Origin of the sequence: Thalassorhabdomicrobium marinisediminis, from assembly GCF_003072065.1 — a bacterium.
GTDB classification, from domain to species: domain Bacteria; phylum Pseudomonadota; class Alphaproteobacteria; order Rhodobacterales; family Rhodobacteraceae; genus Octadecabacter; species Octadecabacter marinisediminis.
Window position 1 is genome coordinate 1 of sequence record NZ_QCYG01000009.1, and the last position, 18458, is coordinate 18458.

General features: G+C 60.6%; 22 protein-coding genes and 1 pseudogene. 6 read left to right on the top strand and 17 right to left on the bottom strand.

Annotation, left to right across the window (positions count from 1 at the left end):
• The 13 genes and pseudogenes from DC363_RS13850 to DC363_RS13910 all read right to left on the bottom strand — a co-directional run.
• The coding region (locus tag DC363_RS13850; protein WP_108641767.1) for a strawberry notch-like NTP hydrolase domain-containing protein at nucleotides 1–3595 on the bottom strand (3595 nt) is incomplete at its 3' end.
• A gap of 107 nt (nucleotides 3596–3702) precedes the next feature.
• Nucleotides 3703–3978: a type II toxin-antitoxin system RelE/ParE family toxin gene (locus tag DC363_RS13855; RefSeq protein ID WP_071974127.1), complete on the bottom strand. Its 276-nt coding sequence runs from the start codon at nucleotides 3976–3978 to the stop codon at nucleotides 3703–3705.
• Entirely contained in the window at nucleotides 3965–4264 is a 300-nt protein-coding gene (locus DC363_RS13860; RefSeq protein WP_108641768.1) for a type II toxin-antitoxin system RelB/DinJ family antitoxin, read from the bottom strand. The genes DC363_RS13855 and DC363_RS13860 overlap by 14 nt, the downstream gene beginning before the upstream one ends.
• 102 nt (nucleotides 4265–4366) lie before the next feature.
• Nucleotides 4367–4576 (bottom strand): annotated as a pseudogene (locus DC363_RS17175) (DUF6927 domain-containing protein); the annotation flags it as partial.
• 297 nt (nucleotides 4577–4873) lie between these two features.
• Entirely contained in the window at nucleotides 4874–5386 is a 513-nt protein-coding gene (locus tag DC363_RS13870) for a hypothetical protein (RefSeq protein WP_108641769.1), read from the bottom strand.
• A 22-nt stretch (nucleotides 5387–5408) separates the two neighbouring features.
• Nucleotides 5409–5906: a hypothetical protein gene (locus tag DC363_RS13875; protein WP_108641770.1), complete on the bottom strand. Its 498-nt coding sequence runs from the start codon at nucleotides 5904–5906 to the stop codon at nucleotides 5409–5411.
• Nucleotides 5903–6430, bottom strand: a complete 528-nt coding sequence (locus tag DC363_RS13880) for a hypothetical protein (RefSeq protein WP_108641771.1) — start codon at nucleotides 6428–6430, stop codon at nucleotides 5903–5905. The genes DC363_RS13875 and DC363_RS13880 overlap by 4 nt, the downstream gene beginning before the upstream one ends.
• Nucleotides 6427–6900, bottom strand: coding sequence for a hypothetical protein (locus DC363_RS13885; protein ID WP_146180790.1), 474 nt, complete (start codon nucleotides 6898–6900; stop codon nucleotides 6427–6429). Before DC363_RS13885 ends, DC363_RS13880 begins: the two co-directional genes overlap by 4 nt.
• Before the next feature lie 5 nt (nucleotides 6901–6905).
• On the bottom strand, nucleotides 6906–7457 hold the full coding sequence (locus tag DC363_RS13890; protein ID WP_108641773.1) for a hypothetical protein: 552 nt from the start codon (nucleotides 7455–7457) through the stop codon (nucleotides 6906–6908).
• On the bottom strand, nucleotides 7457–7912 hold the full coding sequence (locus DC363_RS13895; RefSeq protein WP_108641774.1) for a hypothetical protein: 456 nt from the start codon (nucleotides 7910–7912) through the stop codon (nucleotides 7457–7459). Before DC363_RS13895 ends, DC363_RS13890 begins: the two co-directional genes overlap by 1 nt.
• A complete protein-coding gene (locus tag DC363_RS13900) occupies nucleotides 7909–9318 on the bottom strand; it encodes a vWA domain-containing protein (RefSeq protein WP_108641775.1) in 1410 nt (469 codons plus the stop codon). The genes DC363_RS13895 and DC363_RS13900 overlap by 4 nt, the downstream gene beginning before the upstream one ends.
• Complete coding sequence (locus DC363_RS13905; protein ID WP_108641776.1) at nucleotides 9318–9668, bottom strand: hypothetical protein; 351 nt, start codon at nucleotides 9666–9668, stop codon at nucleotides 9318–9320. The genes DC363_RS13900 and DC363_RS13905 overlap by 1 nt, the downstream gene beginning before the upstream one ends.
• A 1-nt stretch (nucleotide 9669) precedes the next feature.
• Nucleotides 9670–10146: a hypothetical protein gene (locus DC363_RS13910; protein ID WP_146180792.1), complete on the bottom strand. Its 477-nt coding sequence runs from the start codon at nucleotides 10144–10146 to the stop codon at nucleotides 9670–9672.
• Nucleotides 10147–10281: 135 nt separating this feature from the next.
• Between DC363_RS13910 and DC363_RS13915 the strand changes: the two genes are divergently transcribed.
• From DC363_RS13915 to DC363_RS13940, 6 genes are read left to right on the top strand one after another with little or no spacing between them, the layout of a single operon-like run.
• Nucleotides 10282–10758, top strand: coding sequence for a putative pterin-binding protein (locus DC363_RS13915; RefSeq protein ID WP_108641778.1), 477 nt, complete (start codon nucleotides 10282–10284; stop codon nucleotides 10756–10758).
• Nucleotides 10755–12071 (top strand): sensor histidine kinase, encoded by a 1317-nt coding sequence (locus DC363_RS13920; protein ID WP_108641779.1) that lies wholly within the window; start codon nucleotides 10755–10757, stop codon nucleotides 12069–12071. The genes DC363_RS13915 and DC363_RS13920 overlap by 4 nt, the downstream gene beginning before the upstream one ends.
• The gene (locus DC363_RS13925; RefSeq protein ID WP_108641780.1) at nucleotides 12068–13033 is read left to right on the top strand and encodes a response regulator; all 966 of its coding nucleotides are present in this window, start codon (nucleotides 12068–12070) and stop codon (nucleotides 13031–13033) included. The genes DC363_RS13920 and DC363_RS13925 overlap by 4 nt, the downstream gene beginning before the upstream one ends.
• Before the next feature lie 52 nt (nucleotides 13034–13085).
• Complete coding sequence (locus DC363_RS13930) at nucleotides 13086–13556, top strand: hypothetical protein (protein WP_108641781.1); 471 nt, start codon at nucleotides 13086–13088, stop codon at nucleotides 13554–13556.
• Nucleotides 13557–13568: 12 nt separating this feature from the next.
• Entirely contained in the window at nucleotides 13569–14102 is a 534-nt protein-coding gene (locus DC363_RS13935; protein ID WP_108641782.1) for a hypothetical protein, read from the top strand.
• Between the two features lie 31 nt (nucleotides 14103–14133).
• Nucleotides 14134–14697 (top strand): hypothetical protein, encoded by a 564-nt coding sequence (locus DC363_RS13940; protein WP_108641783.1) that lies wholly within the window; start codon nucleotides 14134–14136, stop codon nucleotides 14695–14697.
• Between the two features lie 147 nt (nucleotides 14698–14844).
• Here the strand turns inward: DC363_RS13940 and DC363_RS13945 are convergent, their stop codons facing one another.
• The 4 genes from DC363_RS13945 to DC363_RS13960 form a co-directional block, all read right to left on the bottom strand.
• Nucleotides 14845–16068: an IS256 family transposase gene (locus DC363_RS13945; protein ID WP_108641784.1), complete on the bottom strand. Its 1224-nt coding sequence runs from the start codon at nucleotides 16066–16068 to the stop codon at nucleotides 14845–14847.
• 102 nt (nucleotides 16069–16170) lie between these two features.
• On the bottom strand, nucleotides 16171–17145 hold the full coding sequence (locus DC363_RS13950) for a hypothetical protein (protein ID WP_108641785.1): 975 nt from the start codon (nucleotides 17143–17145) through the stop codon (nucleotides 16171–16173).
• 227 nt (nucleotides 17146–17372) lie between these two features.
• A complete protein-coding gene (locus DC363_RS13955; RefSeq protein ID WP_108641786.1) occupies nucleotides 17373–17891 on the bottom strand; it encodes a type II toxin-antitoxin system YhaV family toxin in 519 nt (172 codons plus the stop codon).
• Nucleotides 17888–18214, bottom strand: a complete 327-nt coding sequence (locus tag DC363_RS13960; protein WP_036562940.1) for a type II toxin-antitoxin system PrlF family antitoxin — start codon at nucleotides 18212–18214, stop codon at nucleotides 17888–17890. The genes DC363_RS13955 and DC363_RS13960 overlap by 4 nt, the downstream gene beginning before the upstream one ends.
• Nucleotides 18215–18458 lie beyond the last annotated feature (244 nt).

An 18458-nucleotide genomic window follows, 5' to 3' on the forward strand; every position in this document is an offset into this window, starting at 1 on the left:
CGCGATTGACCATCGGCAGCTTGTCCGGATTGCGCGATATGGCCTCTTCAGCGCCCAGGACATGGACCGGGTCCGTCACCTCGAGCCCGATGATCCGCGTCACGGCGCCAGATTTCGGGCAGGTCCAGAGATCCTCCGTGGAGACCTGCTCGATCTTTTCGCCGCGCAGGGTTTCCACGCCGAGATCGAGCGTGCCCGCCGCCCGCGCGCGTTCGGTCTGATCAGCGATCCGGCGCATGAACTCGGCAAAGAGCGCGTTCTGCATGTGGATGGGAAGGGCAAGCACCCGATTCAGAAACCGCTGGATCGGCGGCAGCTCTTCGAGCAGCACCGCGTCCTTGTCGATCAGCCGCAGGGCCGTCCAGTCGGTGAAGCTCTCGTAGCTCATCGCCTCAGCGCGCCCGGCGGCAAGATCGGCGAAATACCCACGCAGCGCCGCCCGTGCGATCGGGCTTTCGAGATTGTCCTCCTCGCGGAACATGCCCTGCGAGCCGGTCTCGCGCTGGCCCTTGGTCAGGGCCCCCAGCTGGTCGAGGCGCTTGGCTATAGTCGAGGTGAAACGCTTTTCGCCATGCACATCCGAGGTGCAGACCCGGAAGAAAGGCGCGCTGACCTGGGCAGAGCGATGCGTGCGGCCGAGCCCCTGGATGGCCGCATCGGCGCGCCAGCCGGGCTCCAGCAGGTAGTGCCGCCGCCGTTTCTGGTTCTTCGCCGTTTGCGCCGCGTGATAGGACCGGCCCGTGCCGCCTGCATCGGAGAAGATAAGGATATCTTTTTCGCCGTCCATGAAGGCTTGGGTTTCGGAGGAATTGCTGCTGGCGGCGCGCTTTTCGATGAAGAGATGACCATCCTCGGCCTTGAGGGGCCGGATGGACCGCCCCGTGACTTCTGCCACGGCGTCGTCACCAAAGGCCCAGAGGATCTGATCGAGCGCCGAGGGGATCGGGGCGAGCGTCATCAACTCCATCATGGCCGCATCGCGCAGGGCGAGCGCCTCGCGCGAGACAACGAGCGCCCCGGTCTCATCCCGTAAAGGTTCCACCACCATATTGCCGTCGATCTCGACGAGCTTTTGAGCATGAATCGGGAAGGCCTGTTCGAGGTAGCCCAGCACGTAGTCACGCGGCGTCAAGGCACCCTCGACGAGCTCGTCGTCGGAATCCATCGTCTCAAGCCGGCGTTTCAGCAGGCTCTCGCCTGTCGAAACCACCTGGATGACGCAAGCCTTGCCCGCTGCCAGATCGTCCTTGATCGCGCGGATGATGGTCGGGGCTTTCATGCCCATCAGGAGATGGTTGAAGAAGCGCTGCTTCGTGCTCTCGAAGCGGGACTTGGCCGAGGCGCGAGCAGCCGAGGCATTGGTCTCTCCCGAAGCATCATTGACGCCGGTCGCAGTCAACGCTGCCTCGAGATTGTGGTGGATCGTGCGAAAGGCTCCCGCATAGGCGTCGTAGATCTCGATCTGGGCCGGGGTGAGCGCGTGTTCGAGCACGTCATATTCCACGCCATCGAAGCTGAGGGCGCGGGCCGTGTAGAGGCCGAGCGTCTTGAGATCACGCGCGACCACCTCCATGGCGGCGACACCGCCTGCTTCCATCGCCGAGACGAAACTCTCGCGGCTCGGGAAGGGGTATTCGGGGCCTTGCCCCCAGAGCCCCAGCCGCGCGGCATAGGCCAGGTTGTGCACGCTCGTGGCACCCGTGGCCGAGATGTAGAAGACGCGGGTGCGGGGTGCTGCCAGTTGCAGCCGCAGGCCAGCAAGGCCCTGCTGGGAGGGTTTGACCCCCCTGCCCTGATCGGACCCGGCCGCGTTCTGCATGGCATGGGCCTCATCAAAGGCCAGCACGCCTTCAAAGTCTTCGCCCATCCAGTCGAGGATCTGGCTCAGTCGCGTGGTGCCGCATTTGCCCGCGGACCGCAGCGTGGCGTAGGTGACGAAGAGGATACCGTCACCCATAGGGACGGGCTGGTCCGGTTTCCATTTGGAGAGCGGCTGGATGTCGGCTGGCGAGCCGCCGAGATCGGTCCAGTCGCGGATGGCGTCCTCGATGAGCGTAGCGGATTTGGAGACCCAGATCGCCTTCCTGCGCCCGGAAAGCCAGTTCACGAGAATGAGCCCCGCGCATTCGCGGCCCTTGCCGCAACCGGTGCCGTCGCCGAGAAAGTACCCAAGGCGATAGGCCCGTGCGTCTGGGTCATCATCGGCGCGCGTCAGCTTGGTCTGGTCGTCGTCGACGGTGAACCGCCCCGGCAGGTCGCGCCCATGGGCATCATGCGCCATGATGATGGTTTCCAGCTGCGCCTCGGAGAGATGTCCCTCCTCAATCAGCCTGGCAGGCAGGCGCAATTCCGCACTGGCGGCACCTGAGGGCACCGGCGGCGCGACCGAGGCCATGGCGATGCTTTCGACCAGCGGTGTGGGATGTTCCTGCGCGCCTGCGATCTCAATCCGCTGCGGACGGTAGCGCGCATAGATGTCCGAGATGGGCGTGTTGTCGCGCGGGATCTCAAGGCTTGTGAAGCTGAGCGGACGGACGGCATTGGCCCGGGGTTTGGAGGGGGCGACAGGCGCAGCGGCGGTCTTGCGCGGGGCAGAGGATGCAACGGTCGGTCGCGCAGGAGTAACCGCTGCCGCCCGTTGGACGGGGCGCATCTCAGGCCGGGTTGCGGCCACGGCATCGACATATGCCAAGGCTTCATCCAGATCCCGCACATTTGCGCGGATCATCTCGCCGTCTTCCTGCACCTTGTCGAAGACCATGAGCTGGGTTTCGACAGAGGTGCCGAGCTTGCGGTAGACCTGCCCCGGCATCGTCAACGCCAAGCGCGGCGTCAGGAGGCCGCAGGCGCGGGACCAATGCGCGGCATCGCGTTCGGGCGTGAATCCCGGCGGCATGATCGCCACAAGCCGCCCGCCGGGTGCCAAGCGCTTTGCAGCCGCGATGAGATGCTTGGCGGCGATGTGCTTGTCTCGGGAGCGATCGATCGAGGAGGCGAAGGGCGGGTTCATCACCACGACGTCGGGTAGAACCGGCGTTTGCAGTAGATCGTCGATATGCTCGCCGTCATGGCCTGTGACCTCGCCACCGAAAACCGCGCGCAGGAGGCGCTGGCGCAAAGGATCGATCTCGTTGAGCAAAAGCGTGGCACCGGCCCGGGCGGCGAAAGCAGCCAGGGCACCGGTGCCAGCCGAGGGCTCCAGCACGGTTTCGCCCTCGCGGATCGCCGCGGCCCGCAAGACCAGCGCCGCAAATGGCAGCGGCGTGGAAAACTGCTGCAGCCGGATTTGCTGCTCGGAGCGGCGGGTTTCCGTCAGGAGCCGCGAGGCAAGCAGCCTTGCAGCGGCGATGTCACCTGAAGCACCTTCCCCACGCAGCAGCACCTGAACAGCCGCGGCCTGCATCAGGTCATAGGCCATGCGCCAGTCCCAGGCACCGCCGGCATCGCTGCCATGAAACGTCTCGCGCATGATGCGCGCGAGCGCTGAACTGCGCAGGGGCTGGTTGTCGACCTCCGCGCCGATCTGCGCGAGGGCAGAGGTGAGGTTAGCGTCGGAGATTGGGAAAGCCGGGTTTGCCGGATTGGGCTTGGACATGGGGATATTCCTTTGGATCAGGGTCTGAGTTCCAAAGGACAAAAAGCCCGCTCTACACTTTGAAGGCGTAGAGCGGGCAATTTCTTAGCGGGGGGCCTGCACCCCGATCATGGCCACTGCTGCGCAGCATGAAGAACGCGCAAAATGGTCACCATCTCAGGGCTTTCAGCATAAACCACGATGTAGTTCGGCCGAACAACCATCTCCCTAGTCCCGTCCACACGGCCCGCGCGGTACATCTGAGGGCGTTCTGGAAGGAGGGACGTCTTGTGTTCAATCTCGTCTTTGAGAACTTGGGCGGCATCCGGGTTGTCGTCAGAGATGTAGTCAATGATTGCCAGCAAGTCGGCTATGGCCGTGGCTTTCCATTCAAGATTTGGCAAGGCGCTTCCCGTCAATCAATGCCTGGGCGTCTTGCATCGCCATGGCATGGGGCGTTGTGGGCCTTGGATCGTCCAGCGCTTCCTGTACCTTCGCCCTGAACCAGGCGTCATAGGCATCCGGATCAGCAGTCAATCCGGCAGGCAAGCCGCCTTCTGCGGCCACGCGGGTCAGAAGAATACGCACCGCGTCGGAGAGCGTCAGACCGACGCCCGCAAGTGCGTCCGAAGCCTGTGCTTTCAGCTGATCGTCAACACGGACATGAAGCATGGATGTTTGGGCAGGCATGGATGGTCCTCCAGTTGATGGGAGTGATGTATCTCATTTGAGATACGGTTTCAAGTCGGCAGTATGTGTGCGCATGCCTGTGATGTTGTCTCAGCGGGAAACTCAGCCACCATGCCCCGCCAGGAACTCCGCCAGCACCGAGCTGGCAGCACCTTTCGCGGAGCTGAGTAGCTCCGAGCCCGCGAGTGAGGCTTTCGATGGGCGCGCGAGCCCACCGGTTTCCTCGATGCGGTAGCAGCGGCGTTTTTGCCGCCCACGCCTGTAGTGCGTCGCCGTCACGATCTGGCAGGTGGTGCCATCGGGGAGCGCCAGGTCTGGGCTGCCTTAGAGGCTGTGATGCTATTGTTATGGGGCCCTTCTTTGAGAAGTTGAAACAGCCTTCTCAAAGCTTGCTTTTTCTTTTCCGATTGGTGAGGTCACCAAGACAAAACCTACCGAGCTTGAACAGAATTCACCGGACAGGAGAAAGCATTTTTATTTCATTAAGCAGATCAATTTTAAGCAACCACGATGAATCGCGCAGCGCATGGCAATGGCGTTTCTCGTGCGCAATCGAAATGCGCTTCTAGCCATGCCCATTTCTGAGGGGGCCGCTCATGACGAGTAGAGTTATTCCAGCGTCTCCAGCACAACGTCGAAGGTTCCTGTCACCGGAACGCCCTGTGACAGGTCGATATCGTTCCCATAGTTATCCGAGGGGCCGAGCGTGCCTTCAAAGCTGCCGCTCAGGCTTAGTGATGTTCCATCGAAGGCATGGCTATCGACGATGACGGTCAATCCGCCGCGCTCCTCCTCCTCGCGGGCAAAAAGCCTTCCGACGGATTTTCGGTTCTCGTAAAGAACCAGGTCCATTTCGGGCGCGCTTGGCTGCCAACCGGCAGCCTCGAAGCTCAGGCTTATCAACGCGGGCTCTTCGCCGCTATCACTGAAATCGCGGGCATAAATATTGATGGATGGCCAGCTTTCACCACCACTCCAGTCGCTCTGGTCAGACCAGACCGGAATTGTCCGCTCTTGGTCTGCAACGATCAGCGTCACCGTTCCCGAGCTTTGCGAATAGCTGGCTGTGGCAAGGGAAGTGGCAAGACAGGTTGCAAGGACGAGGTGGTGTCTAGAGGTCATGCTGGGTCTCCATATCTTTCTTTCACCGCGTTAGATTTTCTTGGCGACGCAGCCAATCATTGATTTCGTCGGCAATCCTGCCCGGCCCGTCACCGGAGACACCCCAACTCGACAGCGGAATCCGGGTCGCAGGGCGGGTGTTCCGAAAGACCAGCATTACCTTAGAGGTGGTGCGGCTTTCCGCAGAGGTATTGCTACGGTCAAGCTCTGCGCTGTCCAGCGCCTCCAGAGGATAGTCGTCCGAACGCGCGCGAAACCGCGACTCGCGGCGGATCGTGACCAGCCCCGCACGTTTGTCGAGTGCAAGGACTGTACGCTCGGACAAAGTGACATAGCCAAGGTAGATGGCCCCGTTGAGGCCCAAAAGCAGGATCAAGCCCGTCAGGACCTCGCCGCCAAGCAGATTCACCAATCCGAAGAGGGTGACCGGAACAACAGGGGCCATCATGAACCACAGGATGAAGCGCGGGATCGCCAGTTCGACCTTGAAGCACTCGGGCGTATTGGTTCGGGCCATCATGGCTGGCCTCCACCTTTTCCGCCCTTCAGCCAGTCAGTGATGAGGGCGGCAATGCGGATGACGTCTTCGGTGTCCGCGCGGCCCAACGGAATCAAGGTTTCGCCGATGCCGTCATCTTCAGATCCGACAAGGTAGAGTTCAATGGTTTCCTGGTTTGCCTGCTTGCCATAGCGGATGCGTGTTTCTGCCCGACACACGTTCGACAACCGCAAGTTCTGTTCCTTGCGGCCCTTGAGGCCGGTCACGCGCAGGCGGGCCTGATCAGCAGGCCGGTCAAGGCGGAGTTGCGTAAGCTGAACGGTCTCGTCAAGGATCATCCAACCGATGAACGCAGTCACGGCCAAAACCAATAAACCGGTGCCAACAGCCCCATCGGCCATGGCAGCAAGGGCCATCGCGACCGCAAGCAGGATGCCACCCATAGTGATGGTGGCACGGCGTACGGGGCGGTTCTCGATTTCGAGAACCGGGTCACTCTTTTCCAACACACGCAGGGGATCGGCCAGCAGCGAGGACAGATTCATGGCAGTCCCAGATCGGTCTCTATCCGGCCAATCACAGTTTCGCAGGTCGCCGGGGTATCGCCGCGGCACAGCATCGCTTCAAAGCCCGCCTCGATCCTGCCCGCGCCGTCGAGGTTCAGCCTTTCGATCGAAAGCGTGGGCGCGACTGATGCGCCCGCGCTTTTCCAGACGGGGCCTGCTGCGCCTTCGGGTCTTATGTCGATCGTGATGCCGACAGGAGCGACATCTATCGACGGCTCATCCTGAAAGACCAGACCGATATATACATCGCCATCGCCCATCGCGTGCGTGTCCACCATGGTCAGCGGGCCGATATCGTTGACCTGCACCATCGCCGCGCCATCTTCCGTGGTTAAAACCTGCCATGACAGGTCCGCCCCTTCAAGCCGTGCGGTGACTGTGCCAATAGAGTCGAGGGCGAATGTCGGAGCCGCCATCAATGAAAGAACAAGGGCAAGGATCGGTTTCATGCTGCTCATCTCTTTGTCAGGCTTACTTCACGGGCGCCCCTCCCTGAGTTCCATTTTGTTCCGATCGCGTCCGTTTCCGACAAGAAGCTGATGATGCCATCCGCGCGCCGTGTGCCGCTACCGATTTGCCAGGAAAACTGCGGAGCAAGGTCGATGTCACAACCCAGCACATAGGCCCATTCGGTTAGCTTCGGTTCGATCGCGAACATCTCTGGTGGCATAGCTCTCTGCGCAGTGAAATCGTAACGCAGTTCCCTGTTGCCACCCCGCACCGGCACCAGTTCGGTCTGCATCCCGTCACTGCTAAGGTAAAGCCGGTTGCGCATGCGGTCATAGACAATCTCGACTTCATTCCTGTGAACGCCCATCGTCATTCCGATACCCTTTGATATCTCAGCCCAGCTGCCTTCCAGCATCGGGCCGATCCGTCGCAGGTCGAGCCGATCCGAACCGCGGGGCGTCTCCGAACAGATCTCATTTTGAATGGCAGTGTTTTGCTGGGCCAGCACCGGATTGGCCAGCGCGATCAACAAGGCGGATAGTATGACGCGGACCATCACTGGACCCTCCCTTCAAGTCCCAGCGATGCCAAGGACGCATCCGGCACGAAACGCGCAGGTGCGCATTGGCCATCGGTACATGCGCCAACGGACAGAGTGCGCCGGGTCAGCTCGGGATCACAGTCGATCACGGTGGCATTGCCCAACCCGGCAAAGGTCACCATGCCATCTTGCCGCGTGAATGCACCCGAAGGACCTAGCGCGGGGATTGGCAGATCATAGCTGGTCGAAACACCAAGGGCAGGTTCCTCGATCGTAATGCGGCGTTTGTGGGGCGATATGTCTTCCGGGTAGGTGACCGTAAAGCCGACAATGCAGGAACCGCTGCGATCCTGTTTGGCAGGGGCAAAACTAACGAGCCTGGCGGAAGGTTCGTCAAAGGAGGCCTGATCGGTCGGCATGCAGGCTGCCAACAGGCCGACGGCTGACACGAACGAGACGACGCGGGTCATTCAGTGCCTCCTAAAGTGAATTGGGTGCGCGCGAGGATGCGGCCCGACGCACCAACGCGGTAGCGCAACTCATAGGTTCCAGCCACGTCGGGCGCCTTCAATTTCGCCGGAGATCCCCATCGAGTCTGCGTCGCCGTGATGCGCGCATCATCAGGCGATCCGATCTCGGCCAGAACGATCTCGTCTTGTGGTCCAGCGGGACCGGTCCAGTCGATTTCGAACCTCTCGTCCAGCGGAACGGCGACGGGCGCTATGATGCTGGCCTCGGTTGCGGTCAGCGAGATCTGGCGCGTCACAAGGATGCGCTGCGGCTCATTTTGCTCGTAGCGCAGCTCGAACATCCCGGTTTCGTCAGGAAGGCGCAGTGTAGCAGGGGTGCCGCGTCGGGTCAGCGTCACCGCCAGTATGTCGCCCACTGCCGCTTCTGGCCGTGCGAGCGTGATGCGGTCGCCATCGGCATCCGGTCCGGTCCAGTCCACATCCAGCGACCCGCCTGCCGGTGCGGTCCCGGGAGCATCAAGCGACGCCTCGGGACGATCCTCGATCAGCGGCACAGCGACGCGCTGGACGATGTCGGCACGCACAGTCAACGGCATTTCGCCGCTAAAGCCCGGTGCGGTTGCAGCAATGCTATATTCCCCTGGCGGCAGGGCGAGGTCGAAAGGATCGCGGTTTTCGCCTTGTGTGACAAGCTGGCCATCGGCATCGGTGATCCGCCAGTCGGCGGCACCCAGCGGCGCGGACGTCTCGGCGGAGACGGCGAAAAGTGACATAACCACCGTGTTGGCAAGGGGTTCAGCGGGTGTCACCTGCGCAAGGGCAGCCGTCAGTTCCGCCCCGGTCGCAGCTTCCAGAAGAAGCCCGCCCGTCTGGTCAGGCAGACAGGCCAGCGCCCCCACCTCGCCCGGTGCCATTCCAAAACCTACGACATGCGCGCGCAGGTCGATGCCTTCGGCAGCGAACTGCGCTGCCAGTGCACAAGGATCGCCGCCGCAATTCTCCAGCCCGTCGGTGATGAGCACGATGTCCGCGGACTCGGCGGTTGGCGGGATCTGGTCGCGGGCGACCCGCAACGCGTCGGTGAGGGGAGTCATCCCCTGTGGGATAAGCCCCACGATCCGGTTGGCCTGTCCGGCACCGGTATGCTGGCCCATTGGTGTGACCACCTCGATATCGCTGCAATCACCGCGGCGATTATGACCGTAAGCCACGATCGCGTAAGGTGCATCAGGGTTACGATCGACGAAATAGTTGCCCATGACATCGCGGGCCACTTCTATACGGCTGAGATCGCCTTCGAGACGGTTCCACATCGAGCCGGAGGCGTCGAAGACAACCACTGTTGCGGTATCCGACATAAGCGGTGTTGCACCGCACAGAAGTGTTGCAAACATCATGGTGCGCATCAATCGGCCCCCTGTTGTTGGTTGAGGCAAGGCGCATAGCGCTCGGCCCACCCGTCGCCGACAACGATGAGATCGCCGCCCATTCGAGTCATCAACAGTGTCCGTTCGCGCCAATCCTGTCCTTCGCCACGGCAGTTGGCCCAATAAAGCGTGGCGCCTTCCCAACCTTCGACAGTCTGTGGATCGGTCAGGCGACAGCTTGATTCATAGTAGATCAGTCGATCACCTTGGACTGTCACGCGCTGGTCGCTGACGGGCGCGGTGCAGTCGAACCCGTCATAGACACCATCAACCGGGTTCGCGCCAAGTGGGGTGGTCAAAAAGATAAGCGCAAGGATGAGGCGGCACATATCAGTCCGTCTCCTTCATTCGGGCGTTGAAGCTGACCGTTACCGGCAGAGTTTCCTGATCTGGGCCGCCGGTGACCTCGCCGGTAACGGTGCCCGCGACGGCGATCACACCATCGGCTGCATCAAACTTGTCAAGCTTCAGCGAAAGGCCGCTTTTGTCGCCTAACCAGTTACGGCCCATCTCGCGTGCAAAGGTAATTTCGACTGTCACTTCCGCAAGATCAGACAGGTCTCCGTTGAAAGTGAGGATCAGCGTTATCGGCCCCTCGGCGCCGTCGACCTGCGTGGCAAGAAGGGAGGTATCGACATAGGTTCCGACAATGGTTGCGTCCGAAAAGTCGGGTGAGACTGTCAGTTCGAGCGGCGTGTCTCCCAGACTTCCGGTAACAAACCCAGCTTGATCCTGCGCTGACGCACTGCCTGCCAAAAGCCCCAAAGCGAGGCATAACGCATCCATGAAACGTGGCGTGTTTCGCAATTTATATCCCCCGTCTGGAATTGTGGGAGCTTAAACCCGTCCGTAGAGTCGCGCCCCGTTCGTTTGGAGTGGGCACGATGCGATTTTGCGTGCTATTCTCGGGATGGTTTTGGATTTCGTCAAGAAAAGTGGCCGATGATAGTCCTGAAACGTCTGCTCTTTGGCTCAGTTTTGATGGCGCTCGGCGCGTCCGGGGCGGTTGCCCAAGAGGTACTGTTGACCTTGACCGGTGCCGTTGCCGACGGAGAGGTCAAGCTTACACGCGCAGACCTTGACGCGCTGGAGTGGCACGAGATCGCGACTTCAACGTCTGTGACCGATGGCCAGCCGGTATTCCGTGGCGTGTTGATGCGCGATATCCTCGATCGTGCGCAGGCCAGTGGCGACACCGTGACGGCTCGCGCACTCAACGACTATGTGATCGAAATTCCGATGGATGATTTCCACGAGTTCGATGTGATCGCGGCGCTTTACATGGACGGCATTGCACTCACACCGCGCGACAAAGGGCCGGTCTGGATTGTGTACCCACGCGACGATCACAGCGTGCTGGCTGATATCCGCTATGACATGCGTTGGGTCTGGCAACTCAGCGCGCTGCATGTGCAATGAACCGATTGGGCGCGCACTGGCGCTATGCCGGCTTGGGCGCCTTGATTTTGGTCTGTCTGGGGCTGTTAGTTATTGCAGCCGCCAACATCATCCGCATCGAACGGCAGATGCAGATTTCGGCAACTCAAAATATGACATGGATCTTCGGTCAGACCCAGATCGAGGCGTTGTCTCTCTCCGCTGCCCTGTCAAGCGATGCGAGCTCGTCCGAGGTGCTGCTGCGTTATGATCTTCTGGTATCACGCTTGAATCTCATGCGGGACGGCCCCCAATGGCGCTTCCTCAGCGAGGCCGGACTTGCAGAGGGGCTGATGGGTTGGCGGGACGGATTGCTCAGGCTCGATCCGGCCGAGGGTGGCGATACGGCAGCGCTGAAGGCGCATGTCTCAGCTTTGACGAGAGCGCTGCGCCAGAAGGCGAGCCAAGTCATGTCGCGTGAATGGCAGGTGCAGTCCGAGCGTCTGGATGAGTTGCGCAAGCTGCACCTTCTGGCGCTGGCTGCCATTATCGGGGCTTTGATTTCGGGCGCCGCACTCGCCGTTTTGCTTGTCGACCGCGAAAGACGTCTCATGCGGGCTCGGGTAGACCGGCTCCGCGCCGAGCGGTTGCAACGGGACCTGAACCGCGAGCGTGCAGCATCAGAGGGCTATCGGCGGTTCGCCGACCTGATCGCACACCAAGTACGGACGCCGCTTGCGGTCATCGACAGCGCAATGCACCGGCTGACACGATCTGGCAAACCGCCCACACCCGAGGTGATCCGCGCCAAGGCAGACGTGTCGCGCCAGGCGGTGGCGCGCCTTATCCGACTGACCGACACCGCACTTCTGATGGCGCGAGTCGATAGAGGTGCGGTCGCGCCCGCACTGGCTTGTCACGATCTTGATAGAATTGCCGCCACCGCAATCGAGGATTTGCAGGCGGGTCGACGTGTGACGCTTCGCACTGGCAACCGTCCAGTCACTGCGATCTGCGATCCTGTCCTGACAAGCGAGATCCTGGCAAACCTGCTGGGCAACGCCTTGCTCTATTCCCCGACCGACAGCGAGATCGATGTGAGGCCGCTATTCAGCGGCGATATGGCCATGTGCGATGTTTGTGACCAAGGGTCTGGTATGACACCTGAAGAACTGGCTCGCGCTTTCGATAATTTCGCGCGCGGGGCGCGACATCGCGATCTGCCAGGTTCGGGACTGGGACTGCCGCTGGCGCGCCACCTTGCACGCCTTCAGGGCGGCGATCTGACCCTTAAAGCGCGTGAGGGCGGTGGGCTGATCGCGCGGTTGAGCCTGCCGGGCAAGGTGGTGACATGACCGCCCCGTTGATCCTGTGCATCGAGGACGAACCTTCGTTGCGCGATGACATCGCTGCTGAACTACGCGAGGCCAGCTATCGGGTGATTGCGGTGGGTGACGCGCAGGAAGCACTGGATCAACTCGACAGTCGGCGCCCTGACCTTATCCTGTGTGACATCGTCATGCCTGGAATGGACGGCCACGCCCTGCTGGCGCATTTGCGGGCCACGCGGCCCAATTTCGATGACATTCCCTTCGTTTTCCTGACCGCGCTGTCCTCGCGCGAACAGATGATCGAGGGACACCGCGCCGGTGCGGACGATTACCTGACAAAACCCATTGATTACGATCTTCTGCACGCCATGGTCGCTGCGCGTCTCGACCAGGTGGCGCGATTGCGGTCATCGAGACGCGATGCCCCGAGTACGGCGGTGCTGGATCGGCTCGCGGTCGGCGTGGTCCTGCTGGGAGAGGATGGCGGCGTGCGCCATGCCAATCGCGCGGCGCAAATCCTCGCACGGGAGGCCAAGATCGATCTCGGCCCCCGTATCGGCGTCGAGGGCGGGGATGGCCGCAAACTTGTGGCGCTGGCCAAGAAGGTGGCCTCTGGCCAGGTGGCCGAGGCGGCGCTCCTGCTCGAAACAGGTGGCCGCCGCCTTATGGTTCTGGGGCGGCCCCTTGGACAGGCAGCGGGAAAGGACGGGATCGCAGCCATGCTCACCATCTCCGACCCCGAACGTCAGCAGGCGCTTGATGCCGAGACGTTACGCCAGTTGTTCGATCTTACCCCGTCCGAAGCCTGCGTTGCACTTCTCATCGCAGAAGGGCTGCGGCGCGATCAGGTGGCCGACCGGCTTGATGTATCGTCCACAACCGTCGCGTTCCACCTACGAAACATTTTTGACAAGACTGGGCTTCGCCGTCAGGCCGACCTGCTGGGACTTGTGCGGTCAATGCCGATGGTCTGGACCGACCCCTAGGACCGCAACGCTGCTTTCCAGCAGCCAACCAATTCGAAAAGTGAGATTTGACATGACCAAGATATCGCTTCTGCTCACGGCTTGCATTGCAGCCACCGTCACCGCAGCACATGCCGAAACCCCGAAAGAGCGCACGGTCGCTGCGATCGAAGCCGCCGGTTGCAAAGTCGACGACACCAACATCGACACGGTTCTTGATGGCCTCGGACTCAGCGACGAAGATTTCCGCATCATCGGTGAAGAGCTTGTCGCCGAAGGCCTCGCCGATGTGTCTCAAATGGGAATGTTCCTCCTGACGACGCCGGCATGCACTGCGACTGCCGGTACCGAGGAGGAGCGCGCTGTTGCCGCGATCGAGGCTGCCGGATGTGTCGTCGACCGGTCGAACATCAACGAGATTCTCGACGGTCTGGGGCTGGCTGATGACGACTTTCGCATCATTGGCGAGGCCCTGATCGCGCAAGGTCAGGCGCAAGTAACCGAAGCCGGCGCATTCCATCTGACCACACCGAACTGCAACTAAGGAGAAAGCATCATGAAATCATTCCCGTCGCGAACCCTGTCTTATATGGCATTCGCTTTGCCATTGCTTGCCCTTCCGGCCCATGCCTGGGAGGTAGAAGAAATCGGCAAGATCACTGCCACCTTTGATGGCGAAGCCTTCGAGCGTTCAACAGTCATCGTGACCGATGGTGATCTGGTATCGCCGACGGCCAATTTGTTTTTGACCATCAACAATATTTCCTCCCTGAGCCTGCTGACAGAAGACGGCAACTTCGTAATTGACGCCGACTTCATGTCGCACACGCCCGGACCTGAGACGGCACCAATTTCGACCAGCGTGACCTTTGTTCCCGATGGCATGATGCAATTCTGGGTCTCCGATGGCGCGCCTGAACCGCTGGAAGTGACTTTCACGACGTTGACGGTAGAGGGCGACGAAGGGCATGCCGCTGGCAGTTTCCGGGGTCTTTTGTGCCTGGCTGATGACTTTGGGTCCGAGGCCGACCCTGACAACTGCCGTCCGATCGAAGGTACGTTCGATACGCCGTTCTTCGTCGAGGAATGACGGAGGCGAAAGGCCCCAACAGGAGGACGAAATGAAGAATACACTTTTGGTTTTCGGCATGGTGATGGCGGTGCCTGCTCTCGCGCAGGAACCGCCGCTTTGTGGCACGTCGGGTGCAGGTGACTGGGCGCAAATTCAGGAAGTCTTCACCGGTGACTGGCTGATCGAACATCAGGCGGGCTATGCCCTAATTGGTGGCATGGTCTTGCCGTTCCCAGGTGCTGACGAGGTCGACACGATCACAATCTTCCAGCTTGGCGATGCCTTGCAGGCCACCCATCCCGAGGCGCAGGAGCCCCTTGTCCTGCGCCTCGCGGAAGAGCCGCGATGGATCGTGGATATCGACAACCCTGACATCCCCGAGCCGCTGCTTTCTCCCGAAGACGTGGCTTTGGTCGCAGGGTGTTCCCAGCTCGAGTTACCAAGGTTGATCGGCACGTCGACCGCTGTGATCGACGGCGTGACGATGGAGTTTACCTACCGGATGATGGCGGTAGACTGGGCGACCCTTTACGGGATCATGCAGATCGATTCAGTCGTTCAGGGCATGCCGATCGAAGCGCGCCGCACGGTATGGATGCGCCTGTCCGGGTGATGATCCGCGCTTCAACCTGAATGTTGCGAAGGCAGTGGAAGTGCCGGCCTCGGAGAACGCGCTCCTAGCGCCTTGGGTCAAAGCCGCAGGAAGTTACATACCCCCGGGCAAGGAGACTGTGCCGAATTTTGTGCCTGACGCGTTGTGTTAGGCCATTGGGAAGCGGTCTTCGAACATGATTGCGAGCTGGCTTCTGACTGCGTGCCATTCGCGCACCGAACGCTTCCACTCGGTCGATGTAGCATTGAGTGCGAGATAGATCAATTTCGCCGCGGCGTCGTCGCTTGGGAAATGGCCTCGGGTTCTGACGGCACGGCGGATTTTCGAGTTCAGCGCCTCAATGGCGTTCGTGGTGTAGATCAGCCTGCGCACCTCTGGCGGGTAGTCGAGGAACGGGATGACCTCGTTCCAAGCCCGGCGCCAGCTGGGCGCGATTGCCGGATACCGTCTTGCCAGATCGCTTTCCTCGAACTCTACCAGGGCCAGTTCGGCCGCGTCAGCATCCACCGCCGTGTAGATCGCCTTGAGAGCGGCGGCGACGGCCTTGCGGTCTTTGTAGCTGGCGAAGTTCATGGAATGGCGCAGCAGATGGACAATGCATGTCTGAATCCGGGTCTGGGGAAAAGCAGCCTCGATAGCCTGCGGGAACCCCTTCAGCCCGTCCACGACGGCGATGAGGATGTCCTGGACGCCCCGGTTGCGCAGGTCGCTGAGAACCTTGGCCCAGAATTTCGCGCCCTCATTAGCCTGAAACCACAGGCCCAGAACGTCCCGCGTGCCATCCGGCAGAATCGCCAGGGCCACGAAGACCGCCTTGTTCGAGACCGCTCCGTCGCTGCGGATATTGACCCGGATCGCGTCCATGAAGACGATCGGATAGCAGGGCTCCAAGGGGCGGTTCTGCCAGGCGGTGACCTCCTCCATGACCGCGTCGGTGATCGCGGAAATCAGGCTGGGCGAGGCTTCGACGCCGTAGATTTCCTCGATATGACCCTGGATCTCGCGGGTCGTCATGCCCCGGGCATACATGCTGATGATCTTGCGATCGAACTCGGGAAAGCGGCGCTGATACTTGGCGATCAGCATCGGATCGAACGTGCCGTTCCGGTCACGGGGGATGTCCAGAACCACCTTGCCGCTGTCGGTGGTCACCGTCTTCTGGCTGCTGCCATTGCGCCGATTGGGGGGCTGGTTCTGGCCCTCAGGCGCTTCCTCGGCGCGCTCTTCATCGAGATGGACGTCCATCTCCGTGCTCAGCGCACGTTCCGCCAGCGCCTTGGTCAGTTCCGCAAGGATGCCGGTCTTGCCAAACAGATCGCCAGGCGAGCGGCCTTCCATCAGCCGGTCCAGCAGGTCTTTGTCGATGCTCATACGTGGGTCTCCTCTTCGAGCAGTTACCACGTCAGCGCACAAAATTCAGGATAGTCCCCGGGCAAGTCGAGATTGTCATTATGGCGACGTCTATGCGTCTTATCACGCCATCCCTTCACTCTCCGCTGCGTTTGTGCTTTCAGGCATTGCCTTTGCCTTCAGCTCGCGGAACTTCTGCGACATTTGATCCAGCCTGGCATCCCATTGCGGATCTGGGCTTTGACCTTCGACCTTGCGGAAATAGGCTTGCAACAAGCACGCCACGGCGAGTGGTTCGAGTAGGGCCTGTTTCACGGACCATGCCAGAATGAAGGCAACCACAATGCCTATTCCTGACAGGCCGCCGGGATAAAGGTTGCTGATGAGTGCTGCGGGGGCCAGCATCACAAAGAAGACAATTGCCGTCAGCCCGTAAACAAACAAAGTTATCCAGGCTGCGTTCTTGAGCATCGGACGGTAATTCTGCGCATACAAGACAAGTGCAGTGCGCGCCGACCCCCAAGGATCGCTAGCACGGGTGCGCATTCCGTGCGCGAGTATGACTTCGTCGATGAAGCCCACTGCGATATTCAGAAAAGCATGAAGGATCGTGACAAGCTGCCTTACCCCGGGGATTGGCAGCAGGGTGAAAACACCGCGGATCAGGCCAGTAATCGCGCGCAGCACGCCCTTGACCAGTTGGTCGATGGCAAAGAGCACGCTTGCCTCGTTGAACCTTTCGCGCACCATTGCTTGCGCATGCCCGATCTGGTTACGGCCTTCGGGCATGGCTCGGTTGTCGATCAGCTCAACCATGACGGCGATATGGCCAGCCTTGACGATGTAAAGAATGTATTCGCGCAACCAGTACATGACGATCGACACGATTGCGAAGCCAGTCACGCCTCCAAAAAATGTCGCCGAGGTCCGAAACCCATCATCGCCAAGTGCGCCAATGCCCCAACCGAGACCTGCACCAGTTCCGGTTACAAGAACATAGGCCAGCGCTGCTCCGAAGTAGACCGCCATACGCAAAATCACGAAGGGTAATGTCTGCACCATCAACCCCAAGCTGCGGCGAAACGAAAAATCCCACATTCTCAGTCCTCATGCATGTTTCTGTAGTCAGTATTCCGCGCCTATCGTGGCATGGGAAAACGAGAGCCCGCCCCCTTCGTTTGACGGGGTTCGCGGATATATGCAGAAGTTCGGCCCGAGATATGGTCCTGAGCGGCTTTGATGCTAAGAAGTCGTTGCGAAATCTCGGAGCCTAGCAGCGTAATCGGAATTGCCGCACGGTTCACGGCTAGCCGTCTACTGGCCGCTTAAAGATCTGGCGCCGCTTCAAGGGAAGTTTCGAACCGCTTGTCCGCCGCCGCTGCTTCTTTCAAGAGCGCGTCGAAATTGTCAGGTGGGTTGCCATCTTCCAGCATCCCTTTGAACGTCGCATAGGCATCCGTCTTGCTGCCATAGGCGCGCAGGGTCTTGTCGTCGTCCACCCAGGCCACCACGATGACCTTCGCATCGCTGTTGAACCGGTAGAACAACCGATACTGCTGGAAGAATTTCGCCCAGAACCAGTGCTTGCGGTGATCGCCGAGTGTGCCGCCTTGCCGGAAGGCGGCGGCACCCGGATCTGCCGGTATGGCCTCGGTGACCAGCTTGAAAATGGCGGCCAGCCGTTTCGTGGAACTTTTCTTGCGCCATGTCTTTGGATCGCGTGCCTTGCGCGCCTCGACTTCCAGGGTCAGCCCTTCGAGCTGGTCCAGAAGGATCGGATGCGCATAAATTGACCATCCGTCTACGACAAGGGGCGCTTGGGCGGGCACGCTATCGCCGCTCATTCATCCTCGAGCGATAGCGGCGCATCGAGATCGACGTCAACGTCTCCGACCAGTGCTGCAAGACGGTCATGCAAAGCCCCATCGAAGGCCCGAATGCGGTCCGGATGCGCCTTGATATCGGCCTCGACAAAATCGAGAAAGGCGCCGAGCGCGGGATCATCCTCGTCGCTGCGCACGGGCTCGATATAGACCCTGCCACTCGGCTCGGTACAGTAACGAATCTGGTCGCCCTTGCCCAGCTTGAGCTGTTTGCGCACACCCGCCGGCACGGTCGTCTGATACCGGTCCGTGAGCTTCGAGACATCTTGTGCGAGCGCTGTCATGGCAGTCTCCTGAAAGAAAAGGGTCTTTGCTGTCTGTGGCAGGTAATGCATTTGCATTGTCTTGTCAAGACAAGCCGCATGGTCTGCTGTCACCGACCAGCCAATCAAACGGTTTTCCGGAGTCGGGCTGGAAAACTGAAAAACCCGCCGCAATGCGACGGGCTTTTGCTTTCTTTGTGCAATGAGGGGAGGCATAGTGCCCGCAGTCTCAAAGCTCACGCCCTATATGGCACCGAAAGTCTTT

Bases quoted from the DNA above. Each gene is read 5' to 3' on its own strand.
- DC363_RS13860 (WP_108641768.1), bottom strand. From the start codon at position 4,264: ATGCCTGCCCAAACATCCATGCTTCATGTCCGTGTTGACGATCAGCTG.
- DC363_RS13870 (WP_108641769.1), bottom strand. From the start codon at position 5,386: ATGACCTCTAGACACCACCTCGTCCTTGCAACCTGTCTTGCCACTTCC.
- DC363_RS13875 (WP_108641770.1), bottom strand. From the start codon at position 5,906: ATGATGGCCCGAACCAATACGCCCGAGTGCTTCAAGGTCGAACTGGCG.
- DC363_RS13880 (WP_108641771.1), bottom strand. From the start codon at position 6,430: ATGAATCTGTCCTCGCTGCTGGCCGATCCCCTGCGTGTGTTGGAAAAG.
- DC363_RS13885 (WP_146180790.1), bottom strand. From the start codon at position 6,900: ATGAAACCGATCCTTGCCCTTGTTCTTTCATTGATGGCGGCTCCGACA.
- DC363_RS13890 (WP_108641773.1), bottom strand. From the start codon at position 7,457: ATGGTCCGCGTCATACTATCCGCCTTGTTGATCGCGCTGGCCAATCCG.
- DC363_RS13895 (WP_108641774.1), bottom strand. From the start codon at position 7,912: ATGACCCGCGTCGTCTCGTTCGTGTCAGCCGTCGGCCTGTTGGCAGCC.
- DC363_RS13900 (WP_108641775.1), bottom strand. From the start codon at position 9,318: ATGCGCACCATGATGTTTGCAACACTTCTGTGCGGTGCAACACCGCTT.
- DC363_RS13905 (WP_108641776.1), bottom strand. From the start codon at position 9,668: ATGTGCCGCCTCATCCTTGCGCTTATCTTTTTGACCACCCCACTTGGC.
- DC363_RS13915 (WP_108641778.1), top strand. From the start codon at position 10,282: ATGATAGTCCTGAAACGTCTGCTCTTTGGCTCAGTTTTGATGGCGCTC.
- DC363_RS13920 (WP_108641779.1), top strand. From the start codon at position 10,755: ATGAACCGATTGGGCGCGCACTGGCGCTATGCCGGCTTGGGCGCCTTG.
- DC363_RS13925 (WP_108641780.1), top strand. From the start codon at position 12,068: ATGACCGCCCCGTTGATCCTGTGCATCGAGGACGAACCTTCGTTGCGC.
- DC363_RS13930 (WP_108641781.1), top strand. From the start codon at position 13,086: ATGACCAAGATATCGCTTCTGCTCACGGCTTGCATTGCAGCCACCGTC.
- DC363_RS13935 (WP_108641782.1), top strand. From the start codon at position 13,569: ATGAAATCATTCCCGTCGCGAACCCTGTCTTATATGGCATTCGCTTTG.
- DC363_RS13940 (WP_108641783.1), top strand. From the start codon at position 14,134: ATGAAGAATACACTTTTGGTTTTCGGCATGGTGATGGCGGTGCCTGCT.
- DC363_RS13945 (WP_108641784.1), bottom strand. From the start codon at position 16,068: ATGAGCATCGACAAAGACCTGCTGGACCGGCTGATGGAAGGCCGCTCG.
- DC363_RS13950 (WP_108641785.1), bottom strand. From the start codon at position 17,145: ATGTGGGATTTTTCGTTTCGCCGCAGCTTGGGGTTGATGGTGCAGACA.
- DC363_RS13955 (WP_108641786.1), bottom strand. From the start codon at position 17,891: ATGAGCGGCGATAGCGTGCCCGCCCAAGCGCCCCTTGTCGTAGACGGA.
- DC363_RS13960 (WP_036562940.1), bottom strand. From the start codon at position 18,214: ATGACAGCGCTCGCACAAGATGTCTCGAAGCTCACGGACCGGTATCAG.